12 protein-coding genes are annotated in these 15209 nt (G+C 50.8%); 7 read left to right on the forward strand and 5 right to left on the reverse strand.

Annotated elements, in window-relative coordinates; all coding sequences use genetic code 11:
- Positions 1 to 114: 114 nt before the first annotated feature.
- Positions 115 to 1098 carry a zinc transporter ZntB gene (zntB, locus tag ACT9TW_RS17885; protein ID WP_182061276.1) on the reverse strand — a complete coding sequence of 328 codons (984 nt, stop codon included), beginning with the start codon at positions 1096 to 1098 and terminating at the stop codon, positions 115 to 117.
- A 197-nt stretch (positions 1099 to 1295) separates the two neighbouring features.
- On the opposite strand from zntB, the gene ACT9TW_RS17890 reads away from it, so the two are divergent.
- Positions 1296 to 2423 carry a GGDEF domain-containing protein gene (locus tag ACT9TW_RS17890; protein ID WP_446493257.1) on the forward strand — a complete coding sequence of 376 codons (1128 nt, stop codon included), beginning with the start codon at positions 1296 to 1298 and terminating at the stop codon, positions 2421 to 2423.
- A 33-nt stretch (positions 2424 to 2456) separates the two neighbouring features.
- Here the strand turns inward: ACT9TW_RS17890 and ACT9TW_RS17895 are convergent, their stop codons facing one another.
- Positions 2457 to 3452 carry a methyl-accepting chemotaxis protein gene (locus tag ACT9TW_RS17895; RefSeq protein WP_446493258.1) on the reverse strand — a complete coding sequence of 332 codons (996 nt, stop codon included), beginning with the start codon at positions 3450 to 3452 and terminating at the stop codon, positions 2457 to 2459.
- 613 nt (positions 3453 to 4065) lie between these two features.
- Between ACT9TW_RS17895 and ACT9TW_RS17900 the strand changes: the two genes are divergently transcribed.
- The 3 genes from ACT9TW_RS17900 (at position 4066) to ACT9TW_RS17910 (ending at position 7736) form a co-directional block, all read left to right on the forward strand.
- A complete protein-coding gene (locus ACT9TW_RS17900; RefSeq protein ID WP_446493259.1) occupies positions 4066 to 6195 on the forward strand; it encodes a putative bifunctional diguanylate cyclase/phosphodiesterase in 2130 nt (709 codons plus the stop codon).
- Between the two features lie 92 nt (positions 6196 to 6287).
- On the forward strand, positions 6288 to 7520 hold the full coding sequence (locus ACT9TW_RS17905; protein ID WP_446493260.1) for a diguanylate cyclase domain-containing protein: 1233 nt from the start codon (positions 6288 to 6290) through the stop codon (positions 7518 to 7520).
- 75 nt (positions 7521 to 7595) lie between these two features.
- Positions 7596 to 7736, forward strand: a complete 141-nt coding sequence (locus ACT9TW_RS17910) for an Ecr family regulatory small membrane protein (RefSeq protein ID WP_166715499.1) — start codon at positions 7596 to 7598, stop codon at positions 7734 to 7736.
- A 206-nt stretch (positions 7737 to 7942) separates the two neighbouring features.
- On the opposite strand, the gene ACT9TW_RS17915 is transcribed toward ACT9TW_RS17910, so the two are convergent.
- Positions 7943 to 9559: a peptide ABC transporter substrate-binding protein gene (locus tag ACT9TW_RS17915; RefSeq protein ID WP_446493261.1), complete on the reverse strand. Its 1617-nt coding sequence runs from the start codon at positions 9557 to 9559 to the stop codon at positions 7943 to 7945.
- 181 nt (positions 9560 to 9740) lie between these two features.
- On the opposite strand from ACT9TW_RS17915, the gene mpaA reads away from it, so the two are divergent.
- Positions 9741 to 10454 (forward strand): murein tripeptide amidase MpaA, encoded by a 714-nt coding sequence (gene mpaA, locus ACT9TW_RS17920; RefSeq protein WP_182061282.1) that lies wholly within the window; start codon positions 9741 to 9743, stop codon positions 10452 to 10454.
- Here the strand turns inward: mpaA and ycjG are convergent.
- The gene (gene ycjG / locus ACT9TW_RS17925; RefSeq protein ID WP_182061283.1) at positions 10445 to 11410 is read right to left on the reverse strand and encodes an L-Ala-D/L-Glu epimerase; all 966 of its coding nucleotides are present in this window, start codon (positions 11408 to 11410) and stop codon (positions 10445 to 10447) included. The two genes, mpaA and ycjG, sit on opposite strands and share 10 nt — an antisense overlap.
- A gap of 108 nt (positions 11411 to 11518) precedes the next feature.
- Between ycjG and tpx the strand changes: the two genes are divergently transcribed.
- Positions 11519 to 12025, forward strand: a complete 507-nt coding sequence (tpx, locus tag ACT9TW_RS17930) for a thiol peroxidase (RefSeq protein WP_182061284.1) — start codon at positions 11519 to 11521, stop codon at positions 12023 to 12025.
- A gap of 275 nt (positions 12026 to 12300) precedes the next feature.
- The gene (locus ACT9TW_RS17935) at positions 12301 to 13509 is read left to right on the forward strand and encodes an aldose 1-epimerase family protein (protein WP_446493262.1); all 1209 of its coding nucleotides are present in this window, start codon (positions 12301 to 12303) and stop codon (positions 13507 to 13509) included.
- A 71-nt stretch (positions 13510 to 13580) separates the two neighbouring features.
- Here the strand turns inward: ACT9TW_RS17935 and tyrR are convergent, their stop codons facing one another.
- On the reverse strand, positions 13581 to 15122 hold the full coding sequence (gene tyrR, locus ACT9TW_RS17940; protein WP_446493263.1) for a transcriptional regulator TyrR: 1542 nt from the start codon (positions 15120 to 15122) through the stop codon (positions 13581 to 13583).
- Positions 15123 to 15209 lie beyond the last annotated feature (87 nt).

The raw sequence follows: 15209 nt of genomic DNA on the forward strand, positions 1-15209 counted from the left end.
TGACGTTGCATTCACCTGCGGGAGTAATATTGCACCTTACGGGGTATGTGTTTATTGACTTCGCTCAAATAAAATAGCGTTTTGAGGCGCTCAACGAAGCGAAAAAACGTAATTTTACAACCATTTACTACGATGCAACCACCACGCAACACCGCCTATCAAAACGACTAACATGATGCAAAACGTAATAAATCCGTACGGGTAGGCGCCGCCGGGGATCCCGCCCAGGTTCACACCAAATAGCCCGGTCAGGAAGGTACTCGGCAAAAAGACCATCGCCATCAGCGACATCGTATAGGTTCTTCTTGCCAGGGATTCTTGCATCACCTGTGCGATTTCATCGGCCATCACCGCCGTTCTGGCGATACAGGAGTCAATTTCGTCCAGACCTCGCCCTAACCTGTCTGCGATATCCTGCATCCTGCGGCGCTGATCATCGTTCATCCAGTTGAGGCGCTCGCTGGCCAGACGCGCGTAGACATCGCGCTGGGGCGTCATGTAGCGGCGCATCACAATCAGCTGCTTTCGCAGCAGCGCGAGAAAACCGCGCGGGGGTATCTGTTGATCGAGCAAATTATCTTCCAGGTCGATAATTTTATCGTGCAGTTCCTCGATAAACTCACTGGCGTGATCGGTCAGGGCATCACAGACATCCACCAGCCATCCACCACAATCCGCCGGACCAGTGCCCTCTTTAAGATCGTTAACCACATCATCCAGCGCCAGCACTTTGCGCTGGCGCGTAGAGACAATCATTCGTTCATCCATATACACGCGCATCGCCACCAACTGGTCGGGGCGTTCATCGGTACTGCCGTTAATACAGCGCAGTGTAATCAGCGTACCTTCGCCCATCCTGCTAACTCGTGGACGCAGACTCTCTCCCGACAGAGCATCCCGCACATTGTTCGGCAACAACGGGGTCGTCGCCAGCCACTGAGCGCTATCCGGGTGGGTGTAGTTCAGGTGCAGCCAGCAAGGATGCTCATTGTCGATGTCATCACCGTTTTCCAGCGGCCTCGCGCCGCCGCGACCATCGAGCAGCCACGCAAAAACCGCATCAGGAACGTTAACCTCAGACCCTTTAATGCTATCCACAGCACCTCCACCTTTTTGACTCTTTGGTTGTCAGTCTAGCTTTCGCCTAACGTTAAGCAATAAATATGTCCAGCATCGCGCTGAATTAGCTCAGGAATTGCTCATTATCATTCAGGTTTCAGTAGACAGGTACATGTAAATCGTTAGAGTTAATGAAATGCTGCCGTTTTGATCTAAATGTATCCCGGAGTGAGCTGGTGACAACAAAAAAGACCTGTGCTGCATTCGATGTACGCCTGGCTGAAATGCGTGCAATTGCGATCAAAACCAGCATGACCTGGTTCCTGTGGGTGAACATTTTATTCTCGTTGTTCCTGCTGGGACGGCGCTATTTTTCTACTTTCGATACCTTAACCACGCCCCTGAATCCAGCCGGATTATTGGAAACCATGATGGTTATTGATCTTACGCTTTCAGCAGGGGTCCTTTTTATCCTGAGAATGGCGCCACTGCAGAACGCGTCCTGGCTACGAAATCTGGCAAAAGGCGTCGTCGTTGGGATAAGCCTCTGTTGGTCGGTCTGTTTTTACGTTCTGATTGCCAGCGGAGATATGCGTTTAATTTTCCCGTTTGCTGCCCTGCTGCTTTTTACTGCGCTTATTTCGCTCTATTTCGACCCGAAAGTGTTATTGAGCTTTATCGCGCCAGTGTGGCTTACCATCCTGATCACCAGCCTTTTTCATCCCTCCAACCTTACCGTCCTGAACGCGCTGTTGTGGATACTGTTGGCAGGGATGATTGAATCCGGCCGCCGGATCCTCAACAGCTGGTTTATCCTCGCGCTACGCCGCGAGCAGGAAAATGCGGACCTTATTCAACAGCTAGGGCAGCTTGCCAGCAAGGACCCGTTAACCGGTATCGCAAACCGCCGCACATTTGAAACACTCATGGATCAGGAAATTATCCGCCACCAGCGTGACGGCACCGAATTCGGGCTGATTATGCTCGATGTCGATCATTTCAAGTTTTACAACGACTATTACGGTCACCAGGGCGGTGACCGCTGCCTGATGATGATTGCCCGCGTACTTGAAAGCGCCACGCAGGATAACCACGGCGTTGTCGGGCGTTTTGGCGGCGAGGAGTTTATAGTGCTATTGCCCGATCCCGGTCAGTTGCAGAGCACAGCAGCAGCGATAGCCAGTACCCTGCAATCTCAGGCACAGGCCCATGCCCTTTCCCCGGTCAGCTCACTTGTTACAGTAAGTCAGGGGTTAGCGACATGGAAAGTTGGGCAAACGGCACAGTCGGTAATTGCAAGGGCTGACAAGGCGCTTTACAGCGCTAAGCAGCAGGGACGAAATCGCTGGGTGCAGGCGCAATAAAAAAGAGCCTGGGATCCAGGCTCTTTTTTACGGTTAGAGGGAGTGCTTAGCATGCGGTGCAAACATCGGGGAATGGTGAAGTTGCGGCGAGTACAGCGGTTTCTGGAATCCCTCTTCGAGCCTGAAATTGCGTGTCCGGGCCTGTAATTCAATGACCTGATTTTTCAGCACATCTGATGAACCACTCAGCTCCTCCACCATCGCAACGTTACTCTGGGTAACTCTTTCAAGCTCAGAAAGTGCCAGCGTAATTTGCGAGATCCCTTTCTCCTGCTCTGATGTCGATGAAGAGATATCGTCCATCAGTCTGCTCACCTGGCCCGAACCCGCCACAATTTCGTGCATGTTTTTTTCCGCCTGAGCAACCACAGTAACGCCCTGAATGACGTTAGAGCTGGTTTCATCGATCAGGGATTTTATGTTTTTCGCCGCTTCTGCACTGCGATGCGCCAGATTTCTGACCTCACCGGCAACCACGGCAAAACCTTTACCGTGTTCACCTGCGCGTGCCGCTTCAACGGCTGCATTCAGGGCCAGGATATTGGTCTGGAACGCAATACCGTCAATCAGCGTGATAATTTCTTTCATTTGTTGGGCGCATTCGGTGATGGATTGCATGTTGTGGGCAACCTGCCCCATCAGCTCGCCACCCTTACGCGCCTGCAACGTTGCGGCATTAGCCTGCTCACTGGCTAAACGGGTGTTATCGGCGTTGTTTTTCGTGCTTGCGGCCATCTGTTCCATACTGGCCGCGGTTTGCACCAGCGAGGCTGACTGCTGTTCTGTTTTCACAGAAAGTTGTGCGCTACGCTCAGAAAGCTGCCCGGACAACGTCATAGCTGATTCGGATGATGCCCTAATCTCCCGCACCAGCGTTGCGATGTTACTCGACAACGTATTAATACCCGGGATCAGACGCCCGGCACAGTTATTACCAAACACAGGAATAGAGACGGCAAGATTGCCTGACATCACTTCTTCAATACTTTTTTTCACAGTGTTGATGGGCGTCACAAGATATTTTGTCATGTAGGTCCAAAGTAAAAACAAAGCAAGTAAATTAACAATAATTACAGAAACAAAAAGAGTAGTGTTATGAGATAACAACGCAATCAAACCATCAATTAACAAAAAAGCGCTTACCAGAAAATAGATAATAAAAGTTCTGACACTAATATTCTTTAGCATGATTTTTCCTACTACTTGATATTTTGGTCGGCATTAAAATATATAGCATTGCCTTAGCACTTTTTCATCACTATCCCGCAACTCCTTTTGTTTTGCATCTTGCAACTCATAATTTCACTTAAGTTAATATAAAAACCCATATTATGATAAATGTTATGCACTTCATCCCGGAACACTGGTTTTTATGACACTAAAGCGATAGCATCTTTTTTTGTGAACTAATATGATCGCACTCATATTTTAAGGAACAGTATTGCTCTACCGAATCAGTGTTTAGCAAAACTTAACTAATTAATAAAAGAATATATTCTGTTCTTTGATATGAGTGAAAAAAGCAATGCACCTGGTCTTTTTTCGCGATTAATAACTAATATTGTTTGAACGAGTTCGCAGCTAGCTGATGCAGGGCGTCCGCAGGCGACCTCAGTAACCTTTTTTGGCTTGGGATTGCATAATGCTCAATGTATCTTGGGACCCAGTGTTAATTGCCATCTCCTTTCTGGTGGCGTTTATCGCCTCATTTGTTGCACTGGACAGTGCGGGTAAAATCCCCTTTTCCAGCCGCAAAGCCGCGTTATTCTGGCGGATTGCCGGAGGCGTAACGCTGGGTATCGGAGTCTGGTCAATGCATTTCATTGGCATGTTGTCGATGGAAATGCCGATGACCATGAGCTATGACTTGTGGCTCACACTCGCCTCAATGGGCGCTGCCGTCCTGGCTTCTACCGTAGCCATCTATATTGCCGTCACCGCTAAAACCCTTTCCCCTTTCCGGTTGATCCTTGCCACGCTCATCCTGAGTGCAGGCGTAGCTTCCATGCACTATATCGGCATGGCCGCATTGATGCTTGAAGAGGGTATTATCTGGGATCATCGTATTGTGCTGTTGTCGGTGGTGATTGCCGTTATCGCCTCCGGCATTGCCCTGTGGTTAGCATTCCACCTGCGGGAAAATCGCAAAGGTATCTTTATTAATCGCGTAATGGCCGCTCTGGTGATGGCTGTCGCTATTTGTTCCATGCACTACACCGGGATGAGCGCCGCTCATATTCATGAAATGGAACAGACCCGGTCAGGCGGGGTCAGCGAGCTGGGGCTGTCGATTTGGGTGTCGGTCACGACCCTGTGCCTGCTTGGTCTGATGCTTATTATCTCCCTGGTTGATTCCCACTGGCGTACAACGCGGCTGACGGACAATCTGCGCCAGCTTAACCGCCAGCTAGAGTTGCAGGCGCGTTTTGATACCCTCACCGGGCTTGCTAACCGGCATCAGATGGATATTCGGTTACAGGATTGTTTGCGCAGTTCATTACTGAACAAGAAGCAATTTGCGCTGATTTTCTTCGATGTCGACCACTTCAGGCGGGTGAATGACACCTGGGGACATCAGGTTGGTGATGAACTGCTGATTAACGTTGCCCAGCGTATTACGGCCAGGCTGACACGCGAAATGACACTGGCGAGACTGGGTGGCGATTCGTTTATGTTGCTGGTCCCGGAATGCGATGATGATAAATTAAACACCCTGCTTTCGACGCTGATTGAAGATATGCGCCGTCGCCAGCCCATCTGTGGGCACGCGCTGAGTACCACCCTCAGCGCAGGTGTTAGTCTCTATCCCCAACACGGTGAAACCCTGCATGAGCTCAAGCTTAAGGCCGATGCCGCCATGCAGTACGTTAAGCAGGAAGGACGCAACGACTGGGCTGTTTACCGCCCGGAGATGTCCACCACCGCGCCGGCGGAGCCGGGTTTCTTGCAGGAGTTGTCCCAGGCACTCGAACGCGATCAGTTTGAGCTTTGGTATCAGCCAACCTATATTGCCGAAGAAAATACCATTCACGGTTTTGAGGCGCTGATCCGCTGGCGCCACCCGGAGCAAGGCGTTTTACTGCCTAATGTGTTTTTACCTTCTCTTGAGCAAACCGGTTTAATTATTCCGGTGGGCAACTGGGCGATTGAAGCGGCGTGCCGTCAGCTCAATTTCTGGACGGAACAAGGCTTCAGTCAGTGGACGTTATCCTTTAACTTGTCGCCAATCCAGTTTGAGCAACAGGATATATTCCATGTTATTTCGTCCATGCTGGAAAAATACAATCTGGCACCGTCAAGATTGATTCTTGAGGTGACCGAAAGCACCGCGCTCAAAAATCTCGATCGCAGTATTGAGTTACTCACCGCCTTTAACCATGCCGGAATAACGGTTTCTATCGATGACTTTGGCACAGGCTATTCAAACCTGCTGATGCTCAGCGTGCTTCCTGCGAAAGAACTTAAAATCGATAAAAGTTTTGTGAGCTCAATGCTGGAAAATGAGAAAAGCCGGAAACTGGTGGAAACCATCATAAATATCGCGCGCACGATGGAGATGAATGTCGTGGCGGAAGGAATTGAAACAGAAGAACAACAGGCAGCGCTTACCGATTTAGGCTGTGATTTCCTTCAGGGTTTTCTTTTCTCTCGCCCGTTACCTGCGGAACAAGTCCCCTGGTTGTTGTTACAAAAAAAATCCGCCAAACAGATTATACCAATCGGTAAAATTCATACGGAATCCCCATTTGTTTCACAAAAAAATCATGCCTGATGTGGTGAACTAGAGTATGTTTCAAAGGAGCCCACGCGAGTCAATTCCGTCGTGATCGTCAGGCACACAGTGTCGATGGATAGGAATTCCCTATGTCGCTAAATTGCTTCGATGCACTGAATTACATAAAAACGCCAGTGTGGCTGATTTCACCCGTCTCAGAACAAATTATATATGCAAACGCCGCAGCTACCGATGTCATGCGGACTAAAACAGTCAATGAAATGCGTACGGGGGTCTACTCCGCTAATGCGCAATCCGCACTTTCAATGTATGTTCCGGACCTCAAAACCGACCAGGAAATAATCGAGATCTGGACGGTCTGGCGTAATGAGCAAGAATCAACGTTAACCTGCCGCCTGTCACTCACCCAGTATGAGCCTTACGGTGATGTCATCATTTTTGAGGGGATCGCCCAGCAAACCACAGCGGGCCTTAAAGCCAGCCGCTCGGCAACCTATCAACGAAAAAAACAGGGTTTTTACGCACGATTTTTCCTGACGAACAGTGCGCCAATGCTGCTTATCGATCCGGCGCGGGATGGTCAAATTGTGGATGCTAACCTGGCCGCCTTGAATTTTTACGGTTATCAGCACGATGAATTGTGCAGCAAACATACCTGGGAAATTAATACCCTCGGTCGTGACATCATACCGGTAATGACAGAGATAGCGAGCCTGCCTGGTGGACATAAACCGCTTAACTTTGTCCACCGACTTGCCGATGGCTCAACCCGCCATGTGCAGACATATGCCGGGCCAATTGAAATTTACGGCGATAAGCTGATGCTGTGCATCATTCACGATATTACTGAGCAAAAGCGGTTAGAACAGGAACTGGAACATGCGGCACTGCGAGATTCCATGACAGGCCTGCTTAATCGTCGTCAGTTTTACATTATCACCGAGCAAACAAATCCTTCTCATCTGCCCGCTCAGGAGCAGTTCAGCCTGTTGCTGGTGGATACCGACCATTTTAAAAATATCAACGACGTTTTTGGCCACCTCAAAGGTGACGAAGTCCTGATCTCGCTCTCCCGTACGCTGGAGGCCTGTAGCCGTAAAGACGACTTTGTTTTTCGCTGGGGGGGCGAGGAGTTTGTGATTTTGCTACCCAGAACCTCGCTTGATGCCGCCATGCAGGTCGCCGAAACGATCCGCGCCGCCGTTGCGCGCATTACTATCCCTGGTCTTCCGCGTTTTACGGTCAGCATTGGCGTCGCACGGCATAATCAGGGAGAGAGTATCGATGACCTGTTTAAACGGGTTGATGATGCGCTGTACCGCGCCAAGAACAACGGGCGCAATAAGGTGCTGGCTGCGTGAAACTGGAGTATTTAATCAAGCCTCGCTACAATGCCCACCTCGAAGAAACAGACTTCAGGTGGGTAGTATCCAGCAATGGGAAAGACAGAATTAATACTCATCTTAATTATTTTAAGCCTTATTATTTTTGGCTATTGGTTTATCTTCAGCGGTGAGATTTGGCAGCTTGTAGAATATCTTGAAAACAGCGTGTACCCGTCCATCGAAGCCCCGTAACGCATGTTTAATCCTTTGTTTCACCTACCGAATTTGTCAGCTACACGCAAACATAACTGACGCGTAATATACGCGCTGTTAGCCACCGTGATGGCGGATAACGAATCAATAAATCATTTGCTTATTTCGCCCGTTCTCTGACGGGCTTTTTTTTATTTTTTTGATGAACGGAACATCAATTTAGGTTATGTCCCGCCCGACATTAATTAATGTTTCTCGATATACATCGTACGGCTGTAAGCAACATCTTCCGGGTTATTAACAGGATAGCCCTTGACCCACGGTTTAATCAGACGGCCATTGGTGTACTGGTAAATCGGCGCAATAGGGGCTTTTTCGGCGAGGATCTTCTCGGCCTTATTGTAATCCGCATTACGCGCTTTCTCGGTTGTCTCAAGCGTCGCCTGATTGATTATCTTATCGTACGCCGGATCGTTAAACCGGGAGATATTGCCGCTGTGTGTAGAGGTCAGTAGCGACAGGAAAGTGGACGGCTCATTGTAGTCCCCAACCCAGGACGCACGGATCACGTCGAAATTCCCGGTATTACGGCTATCAATGTACGTCTTCCACTCCTGGTTTTGCAGTTTGACGTCAACACCCAGATTTTTCTTCCACATCGACGCCACGGCGATCGCTATCTTCTGATGGTTCTCTGAGGTGTTGTACAGCAGATTCAGGGTCAGAGGGCGCTGAGGACCATAACCTGCCGCCTGCAACAACATCTTCGCCTGCGCATTCAGCTCCTGCTGCGACATCTGTTCAAACACGGACGCTTCCGGGGTAAACCCGGCGGTCACGTCAGGTGTGAAATGCCATGCCGGTTTCTCACCCGTGCCTAGCACTTTTTCCGCCATGATGCGGCGATCGATGGTCATACTCAGCGCCAGACGCACGCGTGCATCTGCGGTTGGCCCTTTTTGGGTATTAAAGGCGTAATAGTAAGTCCCGAGCTGAGGCGGTGTGTAAACCTGACCAGGAATATCTTTCAGCAGTTTCTGGTACATGTTTTTCGGGAAAGATTCAGTGATATCAATATCACCGGCCAGGTAGCGCTTGGTCGCGGAAGACTCCTGATTAATAGGGACAAAGGTGACTTTTTTCAGTACCGTTTTGGCGTTATCCCAGTAGTGCGTATTAGGTTCGACAACCAGCTTTTCATTCACTACGCGGTCTTTCAGGACGTAGGCACCGTTACCCACCAGGGCACCCGGGCGAGTCCACTCTTTCCCGCTTTCAACATTTGCTTTTTGCACCGGATAAAACGCAAAGCTCGCCGTCAGGCTGGCAAACCACGGCAGCGGTTTATCCAGCTGTACGCGCAGGGTTTTATCATCGACGGCCGTTACGCCAAGCGTATCGGGTGCCGCTTTACCATCAATAATGGCCTGGGCATTGTTAATTCCCGCCAGGGCCGCAAACCAGGCGAAAGGCGATGTGGTTTTCGGATCAACCAGACGCTGCCAGCTATAAACAAAATCCTGTGCGGTAACGGGGGAACCATCCGACCATTTTGCATTATCACGCAAGCTGAACGTCCAGACGCGGTTGTCGTTACTCTGCCAGCGCGTCGCGACACCCGGCGCTAACTCCCCCTTTTCATTTTGATTGACCAGCCCCTCAAAGAGATCGCGAATTACCTGGATTTCGGGCAAACCCACGGCTTTTGCGGGATCAAGCGAGGCAGGTTCATCTTTTATATGACGTACAAGTTCCTGCTTTTGTGCCAGAACGGTTCCCTTTGGGATGTCAGCAGCATAAGCAAGTGAAGAAAGTCCGCACAGCCAAAGTGCAGAACAAAGCAGCGAAACAGGATGCTTCATGAGATCCCCTTAAGATGTCAGGTAACACGGATGCGTAATTATTTGTTTCGAAACGGAGAAATGCAAATACCTTAAATCGGAAAGTTGATATCTGGCAATTTTCCACAGCGACGGAAACTATTTGATTAACCGCGAGTTTTGCACAACACTGCCAGTAGAGACTTCTTTATCAGGATTTCCTATGTCACTCACCCGACCAAGAACGGAACGTGGCGCTTTCCCGCCAGGAACCGAACACTATGGCCATTCATTTTTAGGCGCGCCGTTAATCTGGTTTCCCGCCCCGGAGGCCGACCGCAATAGCGGGTTAATCATCGCAGGCACGCATGGTGACGAGAACTCCTCGATTGTGACGTTATCCTGTGCGCTACGTACCCTGGCGCCTGAATTACGCCGTCATCACGTCATTTTGACCGTCAACCCGGACGGTTGTCAGCTTGGACTTCGGGCAAATGCGCGAGGCATCGACTTAAATCGTAATTTCCCGGCGGCAAACTGGCGCGCGGGTGAGACGGTCTATCGCTGGAACAGCTCAGCAGAAGAGCGTGACGTGGTGTTACTGACGGGGGAAAAACCGGGTTCAGAGCCGGAAACGCACGCCCTGTGTCAGTTGATCCATCGATTACATCCGGCCTGGGTCGTTTCGTTTCACGATCCGCTTGCCTGCATCGAAGATCCCCGCCACACCGCGCTTGGGCAGTGGCTGGCCGATGCTTTTGCCCTTCCGCTGGTCACGAGCGTGGGTTATGAGACGCCCGGCTCGTTTGGGAGCTGGTGTGCCGATCTGGGGTTACACTGCATCACTGCAGAATTCCCCCCAATCTCATCCGACGAAGCGAGCGAAAAGTACCTCAAAGCGATGGTCGGTCTTCTCCGCTGGCAGCCTCAGAGATGAAGCGTGCCGGTGGTGAAATGCAGGGCTGGCGAGACGTCCACCGCCAGCCATGTCGGGCCATCCAGATCGGCAAAACTCACCTGTTGAACCAAAGGTAACGCGGCACTAATCGCCCGTGATGTGCACAGCATACAGCCCAGCATCAACGAGAACCCTTGCGCACGCGCCTCTTTCGCCAGAGCCAGCGCTTCGGTCAGCCCACCCGTCTTATCGAGTTTAACATTCACCATCTCATAGCGGCCTTTTAAGCCTGCGAGGCTTTCGCGCGTATGGCAGCTTTCATCGGCACATACGGGCAGCGGATGGATAAAGTTTTCCAGCACGGCGTCATCCTTTGCCGGAAGCGGTTGTTCCAGCATGGCCACGCCCAGATCTGCCAGCAGCTGACAGCGGGCTGCCAGCCCTTCGCTATGCCAGGATTCGTTCGCATCGACAATCAGCGTGGCGTCCGGCACGGCAGCGCGAATTGCAACCATTCGCTCGCTGATTAGCCGGTCATCAAGCTTCACCTTTAATAAGGTTGCCCCGGAGGCAAACAGTGCTTTTGCGCTGGCGGCCATCTGTTCTGGCTCACCAATCACTACCGTTTGTGCCGTAACAACTGATGCCGGTAACGTGATATCCAGAAGCGATGGCAAAGAGCGGTGCTGTTGCGCAGCCTCCAGATTCCAGAGTGCACAATCAATCGCGTTACGCGCAGCCCCCGCCGCCAGATGCTGTTGCAATGCCGCTCGGGTTAGTCCTTTTTGCAGCTCAGGAACCAGCGCCATCACCTGAGCCATCACAGATGCAAGGCTCTCTCCATAACGCGGATACGGGGTACATTCCCCCACGCCTTTCACCCCGTCTTCTTCTATTTCAACCACCACAACGCAGGCTTCGCTGCGACTGCCACGTGAAATGACAAATGGGGAATGCAATGGCCAGGCTTCTTCATAGACTTTCACGCTTCTCATTGACTGTCTCCTTTCGGCCCGGTGAGGCGCTAAATTTGGTTTGCCGTGCTGTCCGCAGTTGGCATACACTAGCCCTGACGTTAACTATATGTAAACAGGAAGATATCTATGTCACAACTCGTTCATTTCCAGGGCAACCCGGTTGCTGTTGCAGGTTCCATTCCGCAGGCTGGTAGCAAAGCACAGGCATTCACTCTGGTGGCTAAAGATCTGTCTGACGTCACGCTGGCCCAGTTTGCTGGCAAACGTAAAGTCCTGAACATTTTCCCAAGCATTGATACCGGTGTTTGTGCCGCGTCTGTGCGCAAATTCAACCAACTGGCAACCGAAATGGACAACACCGTTGTGCTGTGCATTTCTGCGGACCTGCCGTTTGCCCAGTCTCGCTTCTGCGGTGCAGAAGGCCTGAGCAACGTGATCACCCTTTCAACCCTGCGTAGCCCGGACTTCCTCGAGAAATACGGCGTGGGTATTTCTGAAGGCGCTCTGAAAGGCCTGGCAGCACGCGCGGTGCTGGTTATCGATGAGAATGACAACATCGTCTTCAGCGAACTGGTTAACGAAATCACCACCGAACCAGATTACACCGCTGCGCTTGATGTGCTGAAAGCATAATAAGTACTGAGCATTCTATACAATTATTTATCAACCTCGCCACAGCGGGGTTTTTTATTAATCAAAAGCTGAATCGTTAAAGCAACAATAGTCATAAATCACATTAATGATGCAATAAAAAATGTAATGCGCAACATTAACGTGATATTTAGCACATTATAATCGTTAAAAATCCCTATTTTTGTCCCAAGTGAAGCACATCACATTTCCCTTTTTCCCTAAACATTAAATTTTCTTGTGAAAGACAATAATCGTTTCAGCAAAAAGGATAAAATATGAAGATTAAATTCGCTTTCACGCTCCTTGCGGTACTGATTTCTGGCAATGCAGTGGCTAAAACCTGGGTGCTGACAAACGCTGAAAGCAGCGTAGAAAAAGGAAACTGGAAGATTTCCAGTGATGAGCTGAACGTTAAGACTCACCCGTTCAGCATTGAGCAAAAGGTCTTGCACGGTGGTAAACAGGAAGGCAGTAAAATCATCGTTATTAGCAGCAAAGATGGCCTGACCATAACCCTGAGCCCGACGCGCGGAATGAACCTTCTGCACGTTGAAGGATTTGGCACCCGACTGGGGTGGAATTCTCCCGTCAAAGAAGTTGTGAACCCGGCTTATATTAATCTGGAAAGTCGAAACGGTCTTGGCTGGCTGGATGGTTTCAACGAGATGATGGTGCGCTGCGGCTACGAGTGGACAGGACACCCGGTCACTGCGGACGGGCAAATTTACACCCTTCACGGCAAGGCCGGTAATACCCCTGTATCGCAGGTAGAGGTCGAGGTCGCAGATACCGCCCCTTATGAAATCCGCGTTCGGGGTTTAATCAAAGAGAGCACGTTTAAAAAAGCGGATCTGCAAACCATGACCGAACTGCGCTACGTTCCTGGAACCAACCAGTTCAGCCTGCACGATGTGCTGACAAACCATGCAGATTACCCTCATGATTACCAGATAATCTATCACAGCAACTTCGGAACGCCGATCCTCGAAGAAGGCGCTCGTTTCCTTGCGCCGGCGGTGAGCGTTAGCCCGTTCAATGACTACGCCAAAGCAGGCGTTAACGACTGGCAAACCTATGCCGGGCCGACAAAAGGCTTTGATGAGATGGTCTTTAACATCAAACCGCTTGCGGACAATAACCATGAAACGCTCGCGGCAGTGGTCAATAAAGCCGGAGATAAAGGCGCGTCAATCCAGTTTGATACCCGCCAGCTGCCCGTGCTGACATTATGGAAAAATACCGACACGCTGAAGCAGGGGTATGTCACGGGTATTGAGCCAGGTACAAGCTACGCCTACCCCGTCACGATTGAACGCGAGCAGAAGCGCGTTAAGCAGCTACAGCCTGGTGCCAGCGCGCAGTTTGACCTGACGTATACCCTGCTTCACAGCCCGCAGCAGGTAAAAGACGTCGAAAACAGGATTGCGTCGATTCAGGGAGAGACAAAAACAGAAATCGTGACCACGCCTCTGGCGAAGGAATAAGCGTAAAGTAAAAAAGCCTCTTTATGGACTGACCCCCATAAAGTTGGACAGTCCATTACAGAGGCTTTTTGTTATTCGTCACCCTTCTTATGGTTCAAACCGTACTCACGGAGCTTATTCGCAATCGCGGTGTGCGAGACGCCAAGACGTTTCGCCAGTTTACGTGTACTCGGGTAACTGCGATAAAGCTGCGTCAGCACCGAACGCTCGAAACGGCTGGTAATATCATCCAGAGAGCCTTCCATCGCCTCTTCACCTACCGACACCGTCCCGGCATCATAATCCGGTAATAAGATATCCTGTGGACGCAGCTCGTAGCCTTCCAGCTGAGTCAGCGCGCGATAAACGGCGTTCTTAAGCTGGCGAATGTTACCCGGCCAGCCGTAACGCGTGAGCACTGTCCCCAGGTCGGCGGACAGTTTCGGGCGCGGAACGCCTTGTTCGTCGGCGAAGCGTGCCACAAACAGCTCGGTCAGCGGCATAATATCCTGAGGACAATCCCGCAGTGGCGGAATATTGAGAGTCAGCACGTTCAGGCGATAGTAGAGATCCTCGCGGAATACCCCTTTCTGCACCAGCTCCACCAGGTTTTTCTGCGTGGCGCAAATCACGCGCACATCCACATGGACTTCATGATCTTCCCCTACGCGACGGAAGGTTCCGTCATTGAGGAAACGCAGCAGTTTAGCCTGCATCCGTGGCGACATTTCGCCGATCTCATCCAGCAGAACCGAGCCACCATTTGCCTGCTCGAAGAAACCTTTTTTACCTTCAGGCGCATGGCCGAAAAGCTCGCTCTCAACCGCATCTTCAGGAATTGAGGCGCAGTTCAGTGCCAGATATGGTTTTGCTGCCCGCGGGCTGGACAGATGCACGGCATGAGCCAGCAGGTCTTTCCCGGTTCCGGTATCCCCGGTGATCAGCAGCGGAGCCGTCAGATTCGCAAGCTTGCGCGCCTGATCGACCACATGGCGCATTTTCGGGCTGACAGCGATTATCTGGCTAAACGCGCTAACATCCTGACTTGAGAGATTTTGCAGCTGACGGCCCATCCGTACGGTAGAACGCAGCATGATCACCGCCCCGGTCAGCACGCGGGCATCGTTTTCCCCTTTCAGGTACACGGGAGTGATTTCCATCAGGAAATTCTGCCCGTTGATCACCACGTGTTCGCTGTGGGTGTTTTGCGGGTTGCTTTCCAGCCAGCGCTGGAAGTTAAAGCCGGGGATAAGCTGCGTTGCATGATGAGTGCTCAGCTTCTCCTGGCCCTGTGCAAACAACTGACAGCTGGCCTGGTTTACACGTTCGACCTTACTTTTCAGGTCCAGGGATAAGAATGGCTCTGGCATCGCTTCAAGCAAGGCGCTCAGCGCCAGGTGTTCACGCTCTGATGGCATCCACGGAATGGTTCGTACATCCGTAACGCCAGCGATACGGCGGATCTCAGCCATAAGGCTACTGAATGTATTGAATTCAATTTCGGCAAAGTTGAGGTAAATTCGCCCGATAGGATCGATCTCAATGCCACGCAGATCAATACTACGTAAAACAAGCAGATCGAGTAATTCGCGGGTCAGACCGAGTCGGTCTTCACAAAAGACTTCCAGACGCATGGGAAATTCACCGTTTAAGCCAATAACATTAAAATAATATGTCAGAAAGCGGTGATCGGGAAGATGGCTGTCAACAAATATTGACAG

Source organism: Enterobacter sp. C4G1, from assembly GCF_052886895.1.

What these genes read in the sequence shown, in the direction of transcription:
- ACT9TW_RS17895 (WP_446493258.1), bottom strand. Translation starts at nt 3,452, where the DNA reads ATGACAAAATATCTTGTGACGCCCATCAACACTGTGAAAAAAAGTATT.
- tyrR (WP_446493263.1), bottom strand. Translation starts at nt 15,122, where the DNA reads ATGCGTCTGGAAGTCTTTTGTGAAGACCGACTCGGTCTGACCCGCGAA.
- ACT9TW_RS17935 (WP_446493262.1), top strand. Translation starts at nt 12,301, where the DNA reads ATGAAGATTAAATTCGCTTTCACGCTCCTTGCGGTACTGATTTCTGGC.
- mpaA (WP_182061282.1), top strand. Translation starts at nt 9,741, where the DNA reads ATGTCACTCACCCGACCAAGAACGGAACGTGGCGCTTTCCCGCCAGGA.
- tpx (WP_182061284.1), top strand. Translation starts at nt 11,519, where the DNA reads ATGTCACAACTCGTTCATTTCCAGGGCAACCCGGTTGCTGTTGCAGGT.
- ACT9TW_RS17910 (WP_166715499.1), top strand. Translation starts at nt 7,596, where the DNA reads ATGGGAAAGACAGAATTAATACTCATCTTAATTATTTTAAGCCTTATT.
- ACT9TW_RS17905 (WP_446493260.1), top strand. Translation starts at nt 6,288, where the DNA reads ATGTCGCTAAATTGCTTCGATGCACTGAATTACATAAAAACGCCAGTG.
- ycjG (WP_182061283.1), bottom strand. Translation starts at nt 11,410, where the DNA reads ATGAGAAGCGTGAAAGTCTATGAAGAAGCCTGGCCATTGCATTCCCCA.
- ACT9TW_RS17900 (WP_446493259.1), top strand. Translation starts at nt 4,066, where the DNA reads ATGCTCAATGTATCTTGGGACCCAGTGTTAATTGCCATCTCCTTTCTG.
- ACT9TW_RS17915 (WP_446493261.1), bottom strand. Translation starts at nt 9,559, where the DNA reads ATGAAGCATCCTGTTTCGCTGCTTTGTTCTGCACTTTGGCTGTGCGGA.